Source organism: Streptomyces luomodiensis, from assembly GCF_031679605.1.
GTDB lineage: Bacteria > Actinomycetota > Actinomycetes > Streptomycetales > Streptomycetaceae > Streptomyces > Streptomyces luomodiensis.
In genome coordinates this window covers 1,592,040-1,613,799 of sequence record NZ_CP117522.1, presented here as the reverse complement: position 1 = coordinate 1,613,799, position 21,760 = coordinate 1,592,040, and the positions used below count along the sequence as shown (strand labels likewise).

The window sequence follows — 21,760 nt, the reverse complement described above, 5'->3', positions numbered from 1 at the left end:
ACCGCTGTGACCCGAGTGCTGCTCACCGGTTTCGAGCCCTTCGCGGACTCGGCCGTCAATCCGTCCTGGCAGGCCGTCTCCCTCGTCGCCGCCGACCCGCCGCCCGGCACCGAGGTGACGGCCGTACGGCTCGCCTGCGTCTTCGGCACCGCGCTCGAGGAGCTGGCCGCCGCGGTGGCGGCGGCCGACCCCGAACTGGTGCTGTGCGTGGGCCAGGCCGGCGGCCGTCCCGGTGTCACCGTCGAGCGGGTGGCGATCAACGTGGACGACGCCCGCATACCCGACAACGCCGGGCGTCGGCCCATCGACGAACCGGTCGTGGAGGGCGGCCCCGCCGCTTACTTCGCGCCCCTGCCCATCAAGGCGTGCGTCGCGGCCGTCCGCGCGGCCGGGATCCCGGCCGCCGTCTCCCAGACGGCCGGAACCTTCGTGTGCAACCACGTCTTCTATGGCCTGGCCCATCTCATCGCCACCGAGCGGCCCGCCCTGCGCGGCGGGTTCATCCATCTCCCGTACGCTCCCGAACAGGTCGTGGACCGGGCCGAGCCCTCACTGCCGGCCGCCGTGTCGGCCGAGGCGCTGCGGGCGATCATCGGGGCGGCCCTGAGCACCCGGACCGATCCGCGCATCGCCGAGGGGGCAACGCATTGAACGAGCCGAGCAGCATGAACGAGCCGAACGAGCCGAACGATCCGAGCAGGACGAACGGGCCGAACGATCCGAGCAGGATGAACGGGCCGAGCGAGCCGAACGGCCCGGACGAGGGCCGCAGCGAACTGGGCCGGTACGCGGCCCGGTTCGCCGCCCTCGCCACCGCCAACGTCACCCGGGACTACCCCAACGCCCCGGCCTATCTGCTGCGCGGACCCCAGGACCTGGTGGAGCCGCGCCAACGCCACCCCGCCTTCTACGGCTCCTACGACTGGCACTCCTCGGTCCATATGCACTGGCTGCTGGTCCGGCTGTTGCGCCGCTGCCCCGACCGGGTCCGCGCCGACGAGGTCACCGCCGTCCTGGACGGGCACCTTACGGCCGATGCCCTCGCCGTCGAGGCGGAGTATCTGCGGGCCCGTCCCTCCTTCGAGCGTCCTTACGGCTGGGCCTGGCTGCTCGCGCTGACCGCCGAATGCCGGAGCCTCCCGGGGCCCGCGGGCGAGCGCTGGGCGAAGGCCCTGGAACCGGCCGCCGACACCGTCCGCGCACTGCTGTCCGGATGGCTGGAACGTGCCACCTACCCGGTGCGCCACGGTGTCCACACCAACAGTGCCTTCGCCCTCGGTCTGGTCCTGGACAGCGCGGCCGCCGCCGGCGTCGGGACGGTCGTCGAACCGGTCACCGAGGCCGTTCTCGGCTGGTTCGCGGACGATCACGACGCCCCCGTCCACTGGGAGCCCTCCGGGCAGGACTTCCTCTCGCCCGCGCTCACCGAGGCCGAGGCGGTGTGCCGGGTGCTGCCGGAGGAGGAGTTCGCACGCTGGCTGGAACGCTTCCTCCCCGGCCTGGAATGGGGTGTGCCGGCCACCGTGCTCACCCCGCCCGTCGTCTCCGACCCCGCCGATCCGCAGATCGGGCATCTCCTCGGCCTCACCCTCAGCCGGGCCGCCGCGCTGCGCCGCCTGGCCGCCGCCCTGCCGCCCGGCGACCCGCGGGCGGACGTGCTGCGGACGGCGGCGCGTGACCATCTGGCCGCCGGGCTCCCGGCCGCCGTTTCCGGCGACTTCACCGGCGACCACTGGCTCGCCACCTTCGCCGCGCTCGCCCTGGACGGACCACCGGCCGGTGAGCCGTAGACTGACGGATCGGTGAGGTGCGGGGGACGCGCCGGTGTACGCGCGTGTGTGCGCGGGGGATCTGGTGTGTCATAGCGGGATCTCCGTGCCGTTTCGTACGTTGTCGGTGCGAGCGCCTACTCTGTGCGACGTGACATCTCCACCCCCGGGGGCCGCCGCGCCCCAGCTCAACACCGCCGAAGGGGCTGCCCGGCCGGCCCCCGGCCCGGCCGCCGACGAGGGCCTGGCCCGGCGGCTGCGCGCGCTCGCGTGCACCGCGCCGCTGCACGACCTGGACGCGCGCAAGGCCAACCTCGCGGGGGAGTACGGGGTGTATGCGATGGCGGAGGTCGCCCTGGCCGCCATCGATCTCGTCACGCTCCACATGGACTTCGACACCGGCGCCGACCACGAGCAGATAGTGGCCAGGCTGCTGCCCCGGGTGGCGGCCCAGGCCCCCGGGCGCCCCGCCGCCGAGCACGACCGGGTCGCCCGCTGGGTGCTGGAGAACCTGATCAACGTCGGCAGTGTGGACCGCGGCTTCCGCGCGGTTTACGGCACTTTCGGGCCTGATGGGGTGTATGTCCGCAGGGATTACGACTTCAAGCTGATCGAGGAGGTGCCCGGCCCCGGCGGCAGCGTCTATCTGCGCACCACCGACGAGGCCGTCAACGTTTTGGTCGGCGCCCTCGACACGGATGTCACCAGCGCTCAGATCGCCGCCGAGGTCAAGCTGGAGGTCCTGATCAGCCGGGGCCGGCTGGCCGATGCCCAACTCGCCGCCGAGCAGGCCCGCTACCGCACCGTGCAGTACTCGGAGACGCTGCGCCGCACCCTCGACGCCACCCGGCGCAACGTCCGCGCCGTCGACTGGCTGAGCACCGTGCCCGATCTGATCAGCGAGGCGCTCGACCACGTCGCCGACCGCTACCGCCATGAGAACGCGATTCTCACCAACATCCGCAAGGTGCGCGACGAGGCCGCTTCCGCGGGGGACCCCGAGCCCAAGCGGCGCGCCGCCGAGCTCGTCGACATAGTCAAGGACTGCATCCGGCGCCACACCCAGCTGCAGTCCCGGCTGCTGGAGGCCGGTCCGCTGTTCCGCGCCGAGCAGGACCGCCAAGCGTTCGCACCCCCCGCCCCGCGCTCCGGATACGACCTGTACGGACAGCTGCTGGCCCCCGTCCTCCCGCTCCCCGTCGAGCGCGCGGGCCGGGTCACCGACGCCTTCTTCGCCCGCGGCACGGGCCTGCGCACCCCCACCTCGGTGCGGATGGGCGACCTGGTCGAGATGCTGCTCACCCCGCCCGTGGAGCGGGAGCACCTCGGCGCGGAGATGCCCGAGCCGGACCTCATCGCCACCCCCGACGACAGCCGCTTCAGCGAGGAGCAGCTGGCGGTGGCCATGGATCTGCTGGAGCTGCCCGCCGACGCCCCGCGCCGCCTGTCCGGGCTGCTCGCCGACGCCCGCCGCCGCGACCCCGACTTGCCCTATCTGATCGCCCTCCTCGCCGTCCACGCCGCCAGCCCCCCGGTCGGCACCGCCTACCGCCAGGGCGAGCAGCGGTTGCTGTTCGCCGTGGACGACGGCACCGAGCTGGACGACCCCGAGTTCGGCGGCGCCGACCTGATCGTGGGCACCGCCCTGCTGGACGCGGCCGGTATGGCGGCCGACCGGGCGGAGGTGGCGTGATGCCGACGTGGACGACGTGGAGCGAACGCCGCCTCGGCGGCGGTCCCGGCAGCGCCCGGCTCCGCCACGAGGGTGCCCGGCTCCGCCACGGGAATTCCCGCCGTCGCGGCGGAGAGCCCGTGCCGTGCCCGGCGCGAGCGGCCGGGCCGATGCCTCCTGCCGCCCGCCTCGGCGGGGGCGACGGTGCCGCATCAGCCCCAGTCCACCGTGTGACCGCCCCGCGCGAGGAGGTTCGGCCGTGACCGAGTACGACGTCGACGAGATGGCACCGCCGGACCCGGCACCCGCCCCGGCGGCACCCGGCGCAGCCCCCGGGATGACACCCGCCGACGCGGCCGACGCCGCACGGCTGGTGGCCTTCGGACTCCAGCCCAAGCTGCTGCCCGCGCGGGACGTCGAATACGCCGAGCTGCTGCGCCGGCACCGCGACGAACCGGCGTTCGCCCGCCTCACCGACGCCATCGCCGCCGGGCTCGGACTCATCGTGCTGGAGGTGTCCACCCGCGCCGGAATGGCGGTGACGGCCGCCGAGGACTCCGTCTTCGCCGTCCGCATGGGCGATTACGCCCGCCGGGCCGCCACCGACTCCGCCGACCGCTTTCTGCACGGCCTGGCCCATCTCGCCGTCGCCGCCCTGGCGTTCCCGCGCCCCGAGGACCTCGCCGACGACGGCTATATCGGCCGGGTCACCGTCAACGGCGTCGACGCCTTCGTCCGCCAGGCGTGCCGGCGGCTGGAGGAGCGGGCCGAGGAGCAGGGGGAGAACAGCGACCCCGTCACCGGTGCGCCGGGTCTGGAAGCGGCCTGGCGGGTCTACGCCCGGCGCAGCGCCACCGGCGCCACCAAGGACGCGCGCAGGCTCGCCGGTTCCACCACCGGCATCATCGGCAAGGCCGTCGCCTTCCTGGTCGACTCCGGCTTCCTCCAGCGCACCGGCGACGACTCGGGCGGCACCTACCGCACGACCGCGCGCTATCAGCTCCAGGTGCGCGACATGGCGGCCTCCGCCGCCATGGCCGAGCTGCTGGAGCTCGGGGTCGTCCCGGTCGGCGACGGCAGCGCGACCCTGCTGCCGCCGGACGACAGCGACGACCTCGATCTGGTGGCCGACGCCGGTCTCCCCTTCCACTCCTGAACCCCGCCCCGCCCGGAACCCCCACCCCCTTTCGACAACGAGAGTCCGCCGCCATGTACGAGCTGTCCCGGATCCGCCTCTACTCCATCGGGCCGGCCGGTGCGCGGTACGCCGACACCGTGCTGGACCTGCGCGGAGTCGGCGAGCCGGTGCCCAGCCCCGCACCCACCCAGGCGGAGTTCTTCGAGGAGGAGCCGGTCGGCCCGCCGCGCCGCCCCGCCCCCGCCGGTGTGCTCTTCCTGGAGAACGGCGGCGGCAAGTCCGTCCTGCTCAAGCTGATCTTCTCGGTGATGCTGCCCGGCCATCGCAACACCCTGGGCGGCGCCAGCTCCGGCGTGCTGCGCAAGTTCCTGCTCGCCGACGACTGCGGGCATGTCGCGCTGGAGTGGCAGCACACCGTCACCGGCGAGACGGTCGTCGTCGGCAAGGTCAGCGAATGGCGCGGCCGTCAGGTCTCCAACGACCCGCGGAAGTTCGCCGAGGCGTGGTACTCCTTCCGGCCCGGCCCCGGGCTGAGCCTGGACTCGCTGCCGGTCGCCGAGTCCGCGGCGGTGCGGCCCGCCGTCGAGGGCGCCTCCACCGCACGTGGCCGCCGCCGCACCATGAAGGGCTTCCGTGACGCCCTTACGGAGGCCGGCAAGGCGTACCCCCATCTCGACGTGGTCTGGGTGGAGATCCACGAACGCTGGAACGAACACCTCGGCGAACTCGGCCTCGACCCCGAACTCTTCCGCTACCAGCGGGAGATGAACGCCGACGAGGGCGAGGCCGCCGGGCTCTTCGCGGTGAAGAACGACTCCGACTTCACCGACCTCCTGCTGCGCGCCGTCACCGACACCCGTGACACCGACGGGCTCGCCGACCTCGTCCACGGCTTCGCCCACAAGCTCGGCCGCCGCGCCGAGCTGACCGCCGAGCGCGACTTCACCGCCGGTTCGCTCGATCTGCTCCAGCGCATCGCGGACGCCGCGGAGCGGCGTGAGCAGGCCCGCGGGGTGCACGCGGGCGCCGAGCGCCGCACCCGTACGCTCGCCCGGCGGCTGTCCGCGCGCGGCGCGGAGGAGCGGGCACGCGCCGCCGAGCTCGCCGAACAGGTCGCCGCCGCCGCACAGGCCGTCACCGACGCCGAGGGGGCGCGCGGCCGCAGCGGCCTCGTCGCCGCCGAACTCGCCTACCGCCACGCCTCCTTGGCGCTCGCCGCCGCCGAGAAGGGCGCCGCGGCGCAGCGCCGGGAGCTCAACGACGCCCGCACCCTGCACTCCGCCTGGCAGGCCGCCGAGACGGTGCTGCGCCACCGGGCCGCCGCCGACCGCTCCGCGCGCGTCGCCGCCGCCATCCGTGAGGCCGAGCGGGACGCGGCCCCCGCGCTCGCCGCCCGCGCCAAGGCCGCCGCCGACCTCGTCCGCGCCCTGCACGCGGCGGCGGAGGACGGCGAGCGGGTCGCCAACGAGGAGGAGGAGCGCTCCGCCGCCCTCCAGGAGGCCGGCGAGGCCGCCCACCGCGACGCCACCTCCGCCGCCACGGCGGCCCAGCGCGCCCGCAGCGAGGCCGACCATCTGCGCCAGCGGCTCGTCGAGGTCGAGCAGGAGACCGCCGAGGCCGTCCGCGCCGGATGGCTCGACGACTCCGCCCCCGACGCCGACCCGGCCCGCGCCGCCCTCGCCGCGAGCGACGCCGAGAAGACCACGGTCGCCGCCTTCGACGAGGCCCGCGAGACCGCCCGGCGCACCGCCGACCACGCGAAGTCGACCGCCGCCGAGGAGGCCCGCGCCGAACTGGCCGCGGCACGGGCGGTGGACGCGGCGCGGGCCGCGGAGTCCGCGTACGACGCGGAACGGCGCGCCGCCGAGGCGCTGGGCGCGGAGCAGCGCCTCATCGAACTGCTGGGCCTCCCACAGCCCCCCGTCACCGTCCCCGCCCCACGCGGCGGCGCCGCGCACCCGTCGGCGGCGGACGCGCGCGGGACGCGCGGGGTGACGATCCGTATCCCGGACGTCCCGGGCCCGCGGAGCACCCGCGCCCTGCCGGCCGACTCCGAGCGGCCGGGGTGGATCACGGTCCGCGTGGACGAGGTGGGTGAGGCGGACGAGGACGACATGGACGACGTCGGCCTCTCCCAACTCCCGGCCGCCTTCCGCGCGACCCCCGCCACCGGCGCGTTCCTCCTGGAGGGACACCCCGAGCCCGCTGACCACGCCTACGCCACGGAGGGGCCCTCCACCGCCGCCCGCGCACGCCTCTCGGACGAGGCGGACGACGAGGACGACATGGGCCGGCCGAGCGCGGGACGGCCGGCCGCCGCACCGACGGACGACGGCGCCGCCCCCGGCTCGGCCGGGACCAGCCAGGCGGACCGGGCGACAGGTGGTGTCGCGGGCGCGGAGGGCGACGCGGCTTCGGCGGGGCACGGGGTCTCGGACGGCGACCGGGCGGGTGCGGAAGGCTCCGCCGGGCACGCGGTCGGCGATACCGCGCGAGTCGGGGACGGACGGCCGGACGTCGGCCCGGCGACCGGCGGCGTTCCTGTCTCTCGTCCGGCGGCCGGTGCGGATGAGCCGCGCCCGGTCGGCCACGCGGCGGGGCACGTTGGCGAGGCGGGGGAGGCCGCCGTCCCCGTCGGCGCGGAACGCCCGGACGCCGACCCGATGGGCGGCGCGGCGGGGCTGGGCTCGGCTCGGCACCGGGTGGCCCCTGCCCAGGACGTGGCGGCGGAGGCGGGGCAGGTCCCGCGGCGGCGTCCTCTGGGGGCGGAGTCGCGGCCTGCCGGGCGGGTGACGGTGCGGATCGACGAGGCCGAGGATGGCGTGTCCGGCGAGGGCGGCCCGCGCCCGGAGGGCTCGCGTGGCCGCGGCCGGGTCGTGGCGGCGGAGGCGGGGCAGGTCCCGCGGCGGCGTCCTCTGGGGGCGGAGTCGCGGCCTGCCGGGCGGGTGACGGTGCGGATCGACGAGGCCGAGGATGGCGTGTCCGGCGAGGGCGGCCCGCGCCCGGAGGGCTCGCGTGGCCGCGGCCGGGTCGTGGCGGCGGAGGCGGGGCAGGTCCCGCGGCGGCGTCCTTTGGCGGCGGAGTCGCGGCCTGCCGGGCGGGTGACGGTGCGGATCGACGAGGCCGAGGACGGCGTGTCCGGCGAGGGCGGCCCGCGCCCGGAGGGCTCGCGTGGCCGCGGCCGGGTCGTGGCGGCCGAGTCCCGGCCGTCCGGCGAGGTGTCGGCCCGGGTCGAGGACGGCGACGGCGACCAGGGCGAGGCGGAGCCCGCCGCCGCCCGTACCGGAGCCGCCGACGACTCCGATTGCTGGGCCCCCGAGCCCGGTGGCCACCCCGGTGGGGAACCGAGCGGCCGCTCCCGCCCCGCCCGGCGCCCCCTCGGTGACGGGCCGCTGACCGCCGAGGAGCTCGACCGTAACGCCGACGCGCTGCGTGAGCTCCTCGAGGAGAGCGTCGCCTCCGCCGAGCGGCAGCTCTTCGAGCTGCGGACCGCCGCCGCCGAGGACTCGCGGATCCTCGGCGCGCTCGGCGACGGGGGGCTGCTGCCGCCCAGCCCCGATGTGCTGGCGGCCGTCGAGTACCTCGGCGAGCACGGCATCCCCGCCCTCCCCGGCTGGCGTTACCTCGCCCAGGCCGTGGACCCCGCCGACCACGCCGCCGTGCTCGCCGCCCGCCCGGAGCTGGTGGACGGCGTCGTCATCACCGACCCCGGCACCCACGCCCGCGCCCGTGAGGTGCTCGGCCAGGCGTCGCTGCTGCCCCGGTCCGCCGTGGCCGTCGGGACGTCCGCGGCGCTGCTCGCGCCGACGCCCGCACCCGGCACCGAGGACAGCGGGGTCTTCCTGGTGCCGCCGAACCCGGCGATGCACGACGAGCGCGCAGCCGACGACGAGCGGCGCGAGCTGCGGGCCCGCGCCACCGAGCGGGACGAGGAGATCAGGGCGCTCGCCGCCCGGCTGGCCGGGGACCGGGCGCTGTCCGCGCGGCTCGCCTCCTGGCGCACCGGCTGCCCGCCCGGACGGCTCGCCGAGCTCGCGGCGGCGGCGGAGACGGCCCGCGAGACGGCCGACACCACGCAGCGCGTGCTGGTGGAGGCGCGGACGGCACGGGCGGAGGCCGACGAGGCCGCCACCGAGGCCGCCCGGGTCCGGGACGAGCGTCAGGAGGCGGCGCAGCGGGCCCGCCGGGTGGCGGACGCGCTGGCCGGTCTGGCGTACCGGCTGCGTGAGCGCGCCACCTGGCAGACCCGGCTGCGCGAACTGGCCGAGGAGGCCGCGGAGTACGAGGAGCGCGCGGCCGGCTGCGTGGACCGGGCCCGCGCCGCCGACGAGGACCGGCGTGCCGCCCAGCGCGCGGCCGACGACGCGCGCCGCACCGCACGCGCCCTGCGCGCCGAGCGCGCGGAGATCGCGGGCGCCCCCGATGACCTCGGCGAGGACTCCGAGCCGCCCTCCGCCTCGCTGCCCGCGCTCCGCGAGGCGTACCGCGCCGCCTCCCAGGTCTACGAGAAGGTCGGCGTCGGCGCCGACCTCCGTGCTGAACAGGCCCGCGCCGAAAGCGACGAAAGCGCGGCCCTCGCCTCTCTCGACCGGCTCACCAACAAGGTCCGCACCCGCGCCGCCCAGCTCCTGGAGGGCGCCGACGGCGCCGACGCCCCCTCCCGGCAGGCCGCCGCCGCCCGCGCCGAATCGCTCGTCCAGTTGCTGGAGAGCCGCGCCTCGGCGGCGAGCGAGCAGCTCGGACGGCTGCGCGGCGAGGCCGAGCGGCTCGCCCCCGCCGAGGGCGACGCGCACACCGAACTGCCGGAGGAACTGGTCCCGGCCGACGCCGAGCAGGCGAAGGAGCTGCTGCGCACCGCCAACGGCGAACTGGCCGCCCGTACCGACGCCCTGGACACCGCCCGCACCGTCCACGCCGACCTGGTGCGCGCCCACCGCTCCGCCGAGGACGCGGCGGGCGGCTTCGACGAGACCGCCGCCCTGCTGCGGGATCTGCTGCGGGACGGCCCCGGCACGGAGGACGACGACGAACGGCCCGAGCCGTACGCGGGCGGTCTCGCCGAGGCCCGTCAGGCCGCCGCCGAGGCCCGCCGCTCACTGCGCGGCTGCGCCGCCGACCTGTCAGCGGCCGAGGCGGCGGTCCGGGAGGCCGGCGACATCCTCGTACGGCACGCCAACTCCACCCGCTACGAGCAGGTGCGCACCCCCGCCCGTCAGCAGATCCGGGAACTCCCGGCGGCCGCGCTGCCCGAGCACGCCGCCGCCTGGGCCGAGGCGTTCGCCCCCCGGCTGCGCGTGCTCACCGACGAGCTGGAGCAGCTGGAGCGCAACCGCGATTCCATCGTGGACCGGCTGCGCGGCCTGGTCGAGTCCTGTCTGGCCACCCTGCGCTCGGCGCAGCGGCTCTCCCGGCTGCCGGAGGGGCTCGGCGAGTGGTCGGGGCAGGAGTTCCTGCGCATCCGCTTCGAGGACCCCGACCAGGCCACGCTCACCGAGCGGCTCGGCGAGGTCATCGACGAGGCGACCCGCGCCGCCGTCCGGAAGAACTCCGACCTGCGGCGGGACGGCATGTCCCTGCTGCTGCGCGGGGTCCACGCAGCGCTCCAGCCGCGCGGGGTGGCCGTGGAGATCCTCAAGCCGGACGCGGTGCTGCGCGCCGAGCGGGTGCCGGTGGGGCAGATGGGCGATGTGTTCTCCGGCGGCCAGCTGCTGACCGCCGCCATCGCGCTGTACTGCACGATGGCGGCCCTGCGCAGCAACGACCGGGGCCGGGACAAGCACCGCCACGCGGGCACCCTCTTCCTCGACAACCCCATCGGCCGCGCCAACGCCACCTATCTGCTGGAGCTTCAGCGGGCGGTCGCGGACGCGCTGGGTGTGCAGCTGCTCTATACGACCGGGCTGTTCGACACCACGGCGCTGGCCGAGTTCCCGCTGGTGATCCGGTTGCGCAATGACGCGGATCTGCGGGCCGGGCTGAAGTACATCAGCGTCGAGGAGCATCTGCGGCCGGGCCTCCCGGTGCGGGAGCCGGAGGAGGAACAGCAGGTGCACGGCCAGATCACCGCGACGCGGATGTACCGGCGGCCGGACGCGGACGCGGACGCGGGCGCGGGCGCGTCCGCCGAGGTTGCGGCGGACGGCCGTTGAGCGCGGTGGGCTATCCCGGGCCGGTGTTCACCGTCTGGGTGATGGACGCCGAGGAGGCCGTGTAGTTGACGTCGCCGTTGTAGTTGGCGGTGACGGTGTGCGTGCCCTTCTGCAGCGGGTTGAACGTCGCGGAAGCGGTGCCGTTCACCAGTGTCACCACCTGGGGGGTGCGATCGGTGATGGCCAGGGTGACGGTCCCGGTGGGCGTTCCCGCGCCCGGGGCGACGGGGGTGACGGTCGCGGTGACCGTCACCGGATCACTCACCGTCGAGGGGTTCGGGGCGGAGGACAGCGCGGTCGTGGTGGCCGCCTTGTTGACGGTCTGGGTGTCGGTGCCGCTGGAGGCGTTGTAGTTGCCGTCCCCGTTGTAGCCGGCCGTGATGGTGAAGGGGCTGCCGGTGGTGGTCGTGTAGGTGTGGGTGACGGTGGCGACCCCGCCGGAGACCGGTGCGGTGGCGGTCGCCGTGCCGTCGCCGAAGGAGAAGGTGACCGTCCCGGTCGGAGTGCCGGACCCGGACGCGACGGTCGCCTGAACGGTCACCGGCCGGCCGACCACCGAGGGGTCGGGGGCCGATGTCACCGTGGTGGTGGTCGCGGTCTTGCTACTGAGGGTCTGGGTGTCAATGCCACTGGACGTGCTGAAGTTGGTGTCGCCGTTGTAGGCGGCCGTGATGGTGAAGGGGCTGCCGGTCCTGGTGGCGTAGGTGTGGTTGATCGTGGCGACCCCGCCGGAGAGGGGGACGGTGCCGTTGCCGGTGCCGTCGCCGAAGCCGAAGGTCACGGTGCCGGTCGGGGTTCCGGCGCCGGGGGAGAGGGACGCCACGGTGGCGGTGATGGTCACCGACTGCCCGGCCGCCGAGGGGTCGGGGGTGGAGACCACGGTCGTGGTGGTGGCGGCCCGGCTCACGGTCTGGGTGTCGGTTCCGGTGGAGGCCGTGTAGTTGGTGTCGCCGTTGTAGGTGGCGGTGATGGGGAAGGGGCTGCCGGTGGTCGTGGTGTAGGTGTGGGTGGTGGTGGCCGTGCCACTGGACAGGGGTGCGGTGGCGGCTGGGGTGCCGTCGCCGAAGGTGAACGTCACGGTGCCGGTCGGGGTTCCGGCGCCGGGGGAGAGGGACGCCACGGTGGCGGTGAGGGTCACCGACTGCCCGGCCGCCGAGGGGTCGGGGGTGGAGACCACGGTCGTGGTGGTGGTGGCCCGGCTCACGGTCTGGGTGTCGGTTCCGGTGGACGTCGTGTAGTTGGTGTCGCCGTTGTAGGTGGCGGTGATGGGGAAGGGGCTGCCGGTGGTCGTGGTGTAGGTGTGGGTGGTGGTGGCCGTGCCTCCGGTCAGGGGTGCGGTGATGGCTGGGGTGTTGTCGCCGAAGGTGAAGGTGATGGTTCCGGTGGGGGTGCCGGTGCCGGGGGAGGTGGGTGTGACGGTGGCGGTGAGGGTGACGGTTTGGCCGGTGACGCTGGGGTCGGGGGTGGTGACCAGGGCGGTGGTGGTGGTCGCGCGGCCCACGGCGTGGGTGTCGGTTCCGCTGGACGTCGCGTAGTTGGTGTCCCCGTTGTAGGTGGCGGTGACGGTGTACGGGCTGGCGGAGGCGCCGGCGTAGGCGTGGGTGGTGGTGGCCGTGCCACTGGACAGGGGTGCGGTGATGGCCGGGGTGTTGTCGCCGAAGGTGAAGGTGACGGTTCCGGTGGGGGTTCCGGTGCCCGGTGCGACGGCCGTGACGGTGGCGGTGAGGGTGACGGTTTGGCCGGTGACGCTGGGGTCGGGGGTGGTGACCACGGCGGTGGTGGTGGTCGCGCGGCCCACGGCGTGGGTGTCGGTTCCGCTGGACGTCGCGTAGTTGGCGTCCCCGTTGTAGGTGGCCGTGAGGGCGTACGGGCTGCCGGAGGCCCCCGCGAACGAGTGGCTGGTGGAGGCGAGGCCGTTGGAGAGCGGTGCGGTGACGGTCGGGGTGCCGTCGCCGAAGTCGAAGGTGACCGTCCCGGTCGGCACACCCGCCCCCGGCGCGATCGGTGTCACCGTGACCGTGAGGGTGGTGGGTTGGCCACTGACCGTGGGGTCCGGCGAGGAGACCAGCGCCGTGGTGGTGGCCGCTCGGCCCACGCTCTGGGTGTCGGTGCCGCTGGAGGAGAGGAAGCCGGTGGCACCGTCGTAGACCGCGGTCACCGTGAAGCCACCGGAGGTCGCGTAGACGTGGTTGATGGTGGCCGCACCGCCGGAGAGCGGCGCCGACGCGACCGGGGTGCCGTCGCCGAAGTCGAACGTCACGGTGCCGGCCGGCACGCCCGCGCCCGGTGCGACGGGTGCCACGGTCGCCGTGAGGGCCACCGACTGGCCGGTCACGGACGGGTCCGGTGCGGAGGCCACCGTCGTGGTCGTCGACGCCCGATTGACGGTCTGGGTGTCCGTGCCCGCGGAGGCTTCGAAGTTGACGTCCCCGCTGTAGGCGGCGGTGACCGTGTACGGGCTGCCCGCCGTGGTCGTGTACGCGTGCACGACGGTCGCCACGCCCCCGGAGAGCGGCGCGGTGACGGTCGCGGTGCCGTCACCGAAACCGAAGGCGACCGTGCCGGTGGGCACTCCGCCACCGGGCGGGGCCGGTGCCACGGTCGCCGTGAAGGTCACCGCCTGGCCGGTCACCGAGGGGTCCGGGGAGGACGTCACCGTGGTCGACGTGGTGGCGGCGCTCGCCAGCACCGTATGCGTCCCGGTGGCGGCGGAGGGGGTGAAGTCGGCGTCTCCGTCATAGGTGGCGGTGAGGGCGAAGGGGCTGCCCACCGAGGTGGCGTAGGCGTGGGTGGTGGTCGCCACCCCGCCGGTGACCGGTGCGGTGACGGTCGGTGTGCCGTCGCCGAAGTCGAAGGTGACGGTGCCGGTGGGGATGCCCGCGCCCGGGGACACGGCGGAGACCCGGGCGGTGTAGGTGACCTGTTCTCCCGCCACGGAGGCGTCCGGGGAAGAGAGCAGGGTGGTGTTGGAGGCTGCCTGGCCGACGGTCTGGCTGTCCGTTCCCGCCGAGGACGTGAAATCGGCGTCGCCGCTGTAGGTGGCCGTGATGGGGTAGGGGCTGCCGGAGGTGCCGGAGTAGGTGTGACCGACGGTCGCGGAGCCCGCGACGACCGGTGCGGTGACGGGCGGGGTGCCGTCGCCGGGGTCGAAGGCGACCGTCCCGGTGGGGCTTCCTGCTCCCGGTGCGGTCGGCGAGACGGTGGCGGTGAGGGTCACCGCCTGGCCCGGCACCGAGGGATCGGGCGAGGACGTCACGGCAGTGTCGGTCGAGGCCGGGGAGACGGTCTGGGTGGCGGTGCCCGTGGACGGGGCGACCGCCGCGTCGCCGTTGTAGGTGGCCGTGATGGTGTACGGGCTGTCGAAGGCGATGGACCAGGCGTGTGTGATGCCCGCGACCCCGGCTGTGACGGGCACGGTGACGGTCGGGGTGCCGTCGCCGAAGGTGAAGGTCACGGTGCCGGTGGGGGTTCCGGCCCCCGGGGCGACCGCCGCGACGGTGGCGGTGACGGTCACCGGCTCACCCGTCACCGAGGGGTTCGGTGAGGCGCTGACCGTCGTCGCCGACGACGCCCGCTCGACGGTGTGCGTTTCGGTGTCCACCGAGCCGATGAAGTCGTCGTCCCCGCTGTAGGTGGCGGTGACCGTATAGGGACTGCCGGCCGCGCTCGGGTAGGCATGCACGGCCGTCGCCACGCCGTCCGCCACCGGGACGTCGGCCGGGGCGCCGCCGTCGCCGAAGTCGAACGTCACCGTGCCCGTGGGCGAGCCCTCGCCCGGCGCGGCCGGCGCCACCCGCGCCAGGAACGTCACTTGCCGGCCCGTGACCGAGAGCTGCGGCAGCGCACTGACGGTGGTGGTGGTCGAGGCGCGGCCGACGGTGTGGCTGTCGGCCCCGGTGGTGGCGGTGAAGTCGGTGTCGCCGTTGTAGGTGGCGGTGATGGTGTACGGGCTGCCGGTGGTGTCGGGGTAGGTGTGGTTGACGGTCGCGGAGCCCGCGACGAGCGGTGCGGTGACGGGCGGTGCGCCGTCGCCGGGGTCGAAGGTGACGGTGCCGGTGGGCGTTCCGGCCCCCGGGGCGACGGGCGTGAGGGTCGCGGTGATGGCCACCGGCTCACCGGTGACCGAGGGATCGGGCGAGGACACCACGGTGGTGTGGACGGCGGCCGGGCCGACGGTGTGGCTGTCGGTGCCGGTGGTGGCGGTGAAGTCGGTGTCGCCGTTGTAGGTGGCGGTGATGGTGTACGGGCTGCCGGTGGTGTCGGGGTAGGTGTGGTTGACGGTCGCGGAGCCCGCGACGAGCGGTGCGGTGACGGGCGGTGCGCCGTCGCCGAAGTCGAGGGTGACGGTGCCGGTGGGGGTGCCCGCGCCGGGTGGTACGGCCGCCACCGTGGCGGTGACGGACACCGGCTGGCCCGCCACCGACGGTTCGGGCGTCCCGGTGACCGTCGTCGTGGTCAGGGCCTGGCCGACGGTGTGGGTGACGCTGTCGCCGGAGGCGGTGAAGCCGGGGGCGCCACCGTAGGCGGCGGTGACGGCGTATGGGCTGCCCGCCGCGCTCGTATAGGCGTGCACGGCGGTCGCCAGGCCGTCGGTGACCGGGACCGCGGCCGGGGCGCTGCCGTCGCCGAAGTCGAACGTCACCGTGCCGGTGGGCGAGCCCTCGCCCGGCGCCACCGGTGCCACGGTCGCCGTAAAGGTGACCGGCTGCCCCACGACGGACGGGTCCGGCGCGGAACTCACCGTGGTGGTGGTCGCCGCTTGCAGGACCGACTGGGTCTCGGTGTCCACCGAGGACCGGAAATCGTCGCCGCCGCCGTACGTCGCGGTGATCGTGTAGGGGCTGCCGAGGCTGCTGGTGTACGCGTGGGTGAGGAGGGCGGCCCCTCCGGACAGGGGCGCGGTGACCGGTGCCGTGCCGTCGCCGAAGTCGACGGTGACCGTACCGGACGGCACTCCGGCGCCCGGTGGCACCGGTGCGACCGTCGCGGTGACGGCCACCGGCTCGCCCACCACCGACGGGTCGGGGTCGGCGGTCAGTGTGGTGGCGGTCGTGGCCGGCCGCACGGTGTGGATGTCGGTGCCGGTGGAGGGGGCGGAGTCGCCGTCGTCGGCGAAGCCGGCGGTGATGGTGTACGGGCTGCCGGAGGTCTCCGCGTAGGCATGGGTGACCGTCGCCACCCCGGCCACGGTGGGGGCGGTGACGGTCGGGGTGCCGTCGCCGAAGTCGAAGGTGACGGTGCCGGTGGGGGTGCCCGTGCCCGGGGTGGTGGTCGCGACGTTCGCGATGATGGTCACGGGCTGGCCGACCGCGGAGGGGTCCGGTGAGGAGAAGACGGTGGTGGCGGTGGCCGCCGGGGTCACGGTCTGGGTGTCGGTGCCCGTGGATCCGGTGAACCTCGCGTCCCCGTTGTAGGCGGCGGTGACGGTGTACGGGCTGCCGGAGGTGTGGAGGTAGGCGTGCACGGCGGTCGCGGTCGCCGTCCCGTCGTCGAGGGGCGCCCGCACCGCCGGGGTGCCGTCGCCGAAGTCGAAGGTCACCGTGCCGGTCGGGGTGCCGGCCCCGGCCTGGTCCGAGGTGACGGTCGCGGTGAAGGCGACCGGTTCGCCCGTCGCGGAGGGATCCGGTGCGGAGCTCACCGTCGTCGACGACGAGGCCGGGGTGACCGTCTGGGGGTCGGCCCCGGCCGACCCGGTGAAGTCGGCGTCCCCGCTGTAGACGGCGATGATCGTGTGGGGATCGCCGACGGCGGTGTACACATGACTGGTCGTCGCCGTGTCGCCGGTGAGCGGGACGGTGGCGGTCGGGGTGCCGTCGCCGAAGTCGAAGGTGACCGTGCCGGTGGGGGTGCCCGCGGCGGGCGGGACGGCCGCGACGGTCGCCGAGACGGCCACCGGCTCACCGACGACGGACGGATCGGGAGCGGAGCTCACCGTCGTCGAGGTGGCGGAGACGCTCATCTCCACCTGCTGGACGGTGGTCCCGGTGGAGGCGGCGAAGTCGGTGTCACCGCCATAGCCGGCGGTGATCGTGTAGGGGCTGCCCGCGGTGGCGGCGTAGGTGTGCGTCGTCGTGGCCACCCCGCCGGCGACCGGCGCGGTGGCGGTCGGGGTGCCGTCGCCGAAGTCGAAGGTGACGGTGCCGGTCGGCGCGCCCGCGCCCGGCGGCACCGGTGCCACCCGCGCGATCAGCGTCACGCTCTGGCCCACCGCCGACGGATTCGGCGACGAGGTCACCGTGGTGGTGGTCGCGGCCGGTGCGACGGTGTGCACGAGGGTGTTCTCGGACGGGGCGAAGTCGGCGTCGCCGGCGTACTCGGCCGAGAGGGTGTAGGGGCTGCCGGACGTGCTGGCGTAGGCGTGGGTGACGGTGGCCGAACCGGCCACGAGCTGGGCGGTGACGATCGGGGTGCCGTCACCGAAGTCGAAGGTGACCGGCCCCGTCGGGGTGCCCGCTCCGGGCGCGGTCGGCGTCACGGTCACGGTGACCACCTCGCCCGTGACGCTCGGGTCGGGCGTGGCGGTGATCGTGGTGGTGGTCCTGGCCGGGTCGACGGCGTGCAGGACCGTGCCGGTCGACGCCGAGAAGTCGGTGTGCCCGCCGTAGGTGACGGTGACCGGGTACGGGCTGCCCGCCGCGCTGGTGTAGGCGTGGCCGGTGGTCGCCGTACCGTCGGTGAGGGGGGCGGTGACGATCGGGGTGCCGTCGCCGAAGTCGAAGGTGACCGTGCCCGAGGCCGGTGCGACGGCCGCCACGGTGGCGGTGAAGGACACCGGCTCGCCGGTGACCGAGGGGACCGGCGCGGCGGTCACCACCGTGCTGGACACGGCCGGGACGACCTGATGGGTGTCCGTCCCCGTGGCCGGCTGGAAGTTGACGTCACCGCTGTAGGCGGCCGTGATGGCGTACGGGCTTCCGCTGGTGTCGGCGTAGGTGTGGGTGGCGGTGGCCGTGCCGCCGGTGACGGGCGTCGCCACGGGCGAACTGCCGTCGCCGAAGTCGAACGTCACCGTGCCCGTGGGCGAACCGGCCGCCGGGGCCTGGGGGGTGACCTTCGCGACGAACGTGGTCTGCTGACTCACGGTGGAGGGATCGGGCACGGAGGAGACGGCGACGGTGGTGGCGGCCGGGGCCACGGTGTGGGTGTCGGTGCCACTGGACGCCGTGAAATCGGTATCCCCGTTGTAGGTGGCGGTGACGGTGTACGGGCTGCCGGTGGTGTCGGGGTAGGTGTGGGTGGCGATGGCGGAGCCCGCGAGGACCGGTGCGGTGACGGGTGGGGTGCCGTCGCCGGGGTCGAAGGTGATGGTGCCGGTGGGGGTGCCCGCGCCGGGTGGTACGGCCGTGACCGTGGCGGTGAGGGTGACGGGTTCGCCCACCGCCGAGGGGTCGGGCGCGGTGGTCACGGCGGTCTCGGTGGCGGCGGGCTGGACGGTGTGGGCGTCGGTGCCGAGGGACGTCAGGAAGTTGGTGTCGCCGTTGTAGGTGGCGGTGATGGTGTACGGGCTTCCGGCGGTGTCCGGGTAGGTGTGGGTGACCGTTGCGGTGCCGGTGGACACCGGTTGGGTGGCGGTGGGGGTGCCGTCGCCGAAGTCGAAGGTGATGGTGCCGGTGGGGGTGCCCGCGCCGGGGGGCACGGTCGTGACCGTGGCGGTGACGGTGACCGGTTCGCCCACCGCCGACGGGTCGGGCGGGGAGGCCACGGCGGTCGTCGTCGCGGACTGTCCCACGGTCTGGGTGCCCGTCCCCGTGGAGGGGGTGAAGTCGGTGTCGCCGTTGTAGGTGGCGGTGATGGTGTACGGGCTTCCGGCGGTGTCCGGGTAGGTGTGGGTGACCGTTGCGGTGCCGGTGGACACCGGTTGGGTGGCGGTGGGGGTGCCGTCGCCGAAGTCGAAGGTGATGGTGCCGGTGGGGGTGCCCGCGCCGGGTGGTACGGCCGTGACCGTGGCGGTGACGGTGACCGGCTGTCCGGCGAGGGACGGATTCGGCGAGGAGACCACGGCGGTGGTCGTCCCCGCCTGGCCGACGGTCTGGCTGTCCGTCCCCGTGGAGGGGGTGAAGCCGGTGTCGCCGCTGTAGGTGGCGGTGACGGTGTACGGGCTCCCGGAGACGTCCGGGTAGGCGTGGGTCACCGTCGCCGCCCCGCTCGCCAACGGCAGGGTGGCGGTCGGGGTGCCGTCGCCGAAGTCGAACGTCACCGTCCCCGTCGGCGCACCGGCCCCCGGTGGCGCGGGGGCCACCCGGGCGACGAAGGTGACCGGCTGTCCGGGCACGGACGGATCGGGAGCCGAGGTCACCGTGGTGGTGGTCGATGCCGCCCCGACGGTCTGGCTATCCGTTCCCGTGGAGGGGGTGAAGTCGGTGTCGCCGCTGTACGCGGCGGTGATGGGGTACGGGGTGGCCGATGGCGCGGCGTAGACGTGGCCGACCGTGGCCGTGCCGTCCGTGAGGGGGGCGGTCACGGTCGGGGTGCCGTCGCCGAAGTCGAAGGTGACGGTGCCGGTGGGGGTGCCCGTCGTGGGCGGGACGCCCGTCACCACGGCGGTGAAGGTCACCGGCTGGCCGACCACGGCGGGGTCGGGCGCGGAGGTGACGGCCGTCGTCGACGGTGCCTTGTAGTCGAAGCCGCCCGGCACCGTCACACTGCCCCCCGCCGTGGTGACGGTGATGTCGGCGGGACCGGGCACGCCCGGCGGCGTCACCACGACGAGCAGGGTGTCGGAGAAGGAACGGAAGGACGCCGCGGGGGCGCCGCCGACGGTGACTCCGGTGGCCTGGCTGAGCCCGGTGCCGGCCAGGACGATGGTGTCGCCGCCGGCGATTCCCCCCGTGGCCGGGCTGACCCCGCTGACGGCCGGGACGGCCGCGTAGGTGTAGAGCAGCCGGTTGCTCACTCCGCCGACGCTGATGACATACACCGGGACGGTGCGGGGTCCCGGGGCCGGGGGAGCGGTCACGATGAGGTGCTGGTCGGAGACGGCCGTGGGGAAGGCGACGGAATCGCCGAAGCGCACCAGCCGCGCGGTGCTCAGATGGGCGCCGGTGAGCTCGACGACATTGCCCCCGCCGATCGGACCGGCCAGGGGCGTGATCCGGGTAAGGGTGGGCCAGGGGATGTAGAAGAAGTAACCGATGGGCGCCGGGCCGCTCGGAGTGGTGACGTGGACCGGAACCGCTCCGGTCCCCGAGGGGCTCACCGCGAGGATGGTCTGGTCGTCTAGGACGGAGAAGCTCGCCGCCCGGCGGCTCCCGAAGAACACGGCCGTGGCGCCCGAGAAGTGGCTGCCGATGATGGTCACCAGGGTGCCGCCGCTGTAGGGCCCCTGGTCGGGGAAGATTCCGGCGAACTGGTTGAGGAGCCCCGGGTCCCCCGGGGGAGCGGCGGGCCCGGCGGCCGGGCGGTGCGCCGGCCGTGCTCCGGTGGGTGCCGGCCGGTCCGGGGCGCCGGTGAGGGCGTCCAGCAGGGCGCCGCTGTGGAAGGCCGCCAGCGCGTCGAGGCCGTCGGCCGCGGTGCGCACCACCAGGCGATCGGTCATGCGCCGGGCCAGGACCGGGATCGGCGCGCGGAGCGTGGGCACGAACCTGCGCGACGCGGGGTCGATGACGGCGATGCAGTTCTCACCGGGGTCGGTGACGATGACGAGTCCGCACGGGCGACAGGGCATGACGGTTCCGATCTGGCAAGGCGTCGTCCACTCCGCCGGATAAGGATGGGCAGCCCACCGGAATCGGATGGATTCAGTAACCCATTCCGGTGAGAGGCGGACAATGCTCCTGACCCGAGGTCACCCGGATGGCGCAGCGCGCGCCTTCGCGGCACGGCCCCGACGCGCCGGTGAAATAGGTGACATGCTCCGTCACGGGCATTCCTCCGCTTCCGGGGCCGGGACGTGGTCGGTCACCCATCGGTGGAAGGCGCCGATGTGGTGCTCGCTGGGGACGAGCACCCCGCCGTCGCGGTAGGCGCGGGAGTCCATCGCGGGCTGGGTGCGCTCACAGGCGTCGAAGTCCTGGACGTTGACCCGGTGGAACAGCTCGACCGACTTCGACAGATCCCGCTCCGACACCACCACTTCAGGAGCGTAGAGCCAGTCGCATTCGATCACGGTGTGATCGGGCGCGAGCGGGAACATCCGGTGGATGATCACGTGGTCGGGCACCAGGTTGACGAAGACCTGCGGCCGTACGGTGATCGCGTAGTAGCGGCGGTCCTGCTCCTCGGCGATCCCCGCGAACCGGCCGAACCCTTCGCTGCCGTCCACCGTGAACCCCCGGGCCTCCTCGGCGAACTCGGCGCCGTGCCCGACGAAGTACTGCGCCGCGAGGCCGTCCGCGAACTCCGGCAGTACCTCGGTGAGTTCGGGATGGATGGTCGCGCAGTGGTAGCACTCCATGAAGTTCTCGACGATCAGCTTCCAGTTGGCCCGGACGTCATAGGAGATCCGGCGGCCCAGCGCCAGCCCCGCCACCCCGTAGCGCTCCACCGACTCCGCGTCGCCGAGCCGTTCGGCCACCGCCCCGACGACCGTCTCCTCGAACGACGGTGGCTCCTCGGCCAGGCAGACCCAGACATATCCCAGCCATTCGCGAAGCCGTACCGGGATCAGACCGCGCTCGGTCCGGTCGATATCGGGCATCTTCCGCAGGTTGGGGGCGGCGGTGAGCCTGCCGTCCAGGTCGTAGGTCCAGGCGTGGTACGGACACTGAAGCGAACGCCGCACCACACCGGACTCCTCGGTGCACAGCCGGGCGCCGCGGTGACGGCAGATGTTGAGGAACGCCCGCAGCTCGCCACCGCGGTTGCGGGTGATCAGCACGCTCTCCCGGCCGACCGGCACGGTACGGAACGCACCCGGCCGGTCCAGCTCGGCCGCCCGCACCGCGCAGAACCACATGGCCTCGAACAGGTGCCGCTGCTCCCGCCGGAAGATCCCGGGAGCGGTGTACCAGCGGCCGGGCAGCGTGGCGAGCAGACTGGGGGTCGTGGCGGCGGGGGACTCGGGGGCCACAGTCATGGGAATCTCCTCAAGGGG

Annotated in this window: 7 protein-coding genes; 5 read left to right on the top strand and 2 right to left on the bottom strand. The window is 74.6% G+C overall.

Going from position 1 to position 21,760, the window contains the following annotated elements:
- Positions 1 to 6: 6 nt before the first annotated feature.
- The 5 genes from pcp to PS467_RS06670 all read left to right on the top strand — a co-directional run bounded on the left by pcp (position 7) and on the right by PS467_RS06670 (position 10,728).
- Entirely contained in the window at positions 7 to 651 is a 645-nt protein-coding gene (pcp, locus tag PS467_RS06690) for a pyroglutamyl-peptidase I (protein ID WP_311034433.1), read from the top strand.
- Positions 652 to 728: 77 nt separating this feature from the next.
- The gene (locus tag PS467_RS06685) at positions 729 to 1,790 is read left to right on the top strand and encodes a DUF2891 domain-containing protein (RefSeq protein WP_311039776.1); all 1,062 of its coding nucleotides are present in this window, start codon (positions 729 to 731) and stop codon (positions 1,788 to 1,790) included.
- A gap of 130 nt (positions 1,791 to 1,920) precedes the next feature.
- On the top strand, positions 1,921 to 3,462 hold the full coding sequence (locus PS467_RS06680; protein WP_311034432.1) for a hypothetical protein: 1,542 nt from the start codon (positions 1,921 to 1,923) through the stop codon (positions 3,460 to 3,462).
- Positions 3,463 to 3,724: 262 nt separating this feature from the next.
- Positions 3,725 to 4,597, top strand: a complete 873-nt coding sequence (locus PS467_RS06675; protein WP_268976856.1) for a hypothetical protein — start codon at positions 3,725 to 3,727, stop codon at positions 4,595 to 4,597.
- A 53-nt stretch (positions 4,598 to 4,650) separates the two neighbouring features.
- Positions 4,651 to 10,728 (top strand): hypothetical protein, encoded by a 6,078-nt coding sequence (locus PS467_RS06670; protein WP_311034431.1) that lies wholly within the window; start codon positions 4,651 to 4,653, stop codon positions 10,726 to 10,728.
- Between the two features lie 10 nt (positions 10,729 to 10,738).
- On the opposite strand, the gene PS467_RS06665 is transcribed toward PS467_RS06670, so the two are convergent.
- Positions 10,739 to 20,392, bottom strand: coding sequence for an Ig-like domain repeat protein (locus PS467_RS06665; RefSeq protein ID WP_311034430.1), 9,654 nt, complete (start codon positions 20,390 to 20,392; stop codon positions 10,739 to 10,741).
- A gap of 192 nt (positions 20,393 to 20,584) precedes the next feature.
- Positions 20,585 to 21,742 carry an aromatic ring-hydroxylating oxygenase subunit alpha gene (locus tag PS467_RS06660; RefSeq protein WP_311034429.1) on the bottom strand — a complete coding sequence of 386 codons (1,158 nt, stop codon included), beginning with the start codon at positions 21,740 to 21,742 and terminating at the stop codon, positions 20,585 to 20,587.
- Positions 21,743 to 21,760: the final 18 nt, after the last annotated feature.

Bases quoted from the DNA above. Each gene is read 5' to 3' on its own strand.
- PS467_RS06685 (WP_311039776.1), top strand. From the start codon at position 729: ATGAACGGGCCGAGCGAGCCGAACGGCCCGGACGAGGGCCGCAGCGAA.
- PS467_RS06675 (WP_268976856.1), top strand. From the start codon at position 3,725: ATGGCACCGCCGGACCCGGCACCCGCCCCGGCGGCACCCGGCGCAGCC.
- PS467_RS06670 (WP_311034431.1), top strand. From the start codon at position 4,651: ATGTACGAGCTGTCCCGGATCCGCCTCTACTCCATCGGGCCGGCCGGT.
- PS467_RS06665 (WP_311034430.1), bottom strand. From the start codon at position 20,392: ATGCCCTGTCGCCCGTGCGGACTCGTCATCGTCACCGACCCCGGTGAG.
- PS467_RS06660 (WP_311034429.1), bottom strand. From the start codon at position 21,742: ATGACTGTGGCCCCCGAGTCCCCCGCCGCCACGACCCCCAGTCTGCTC.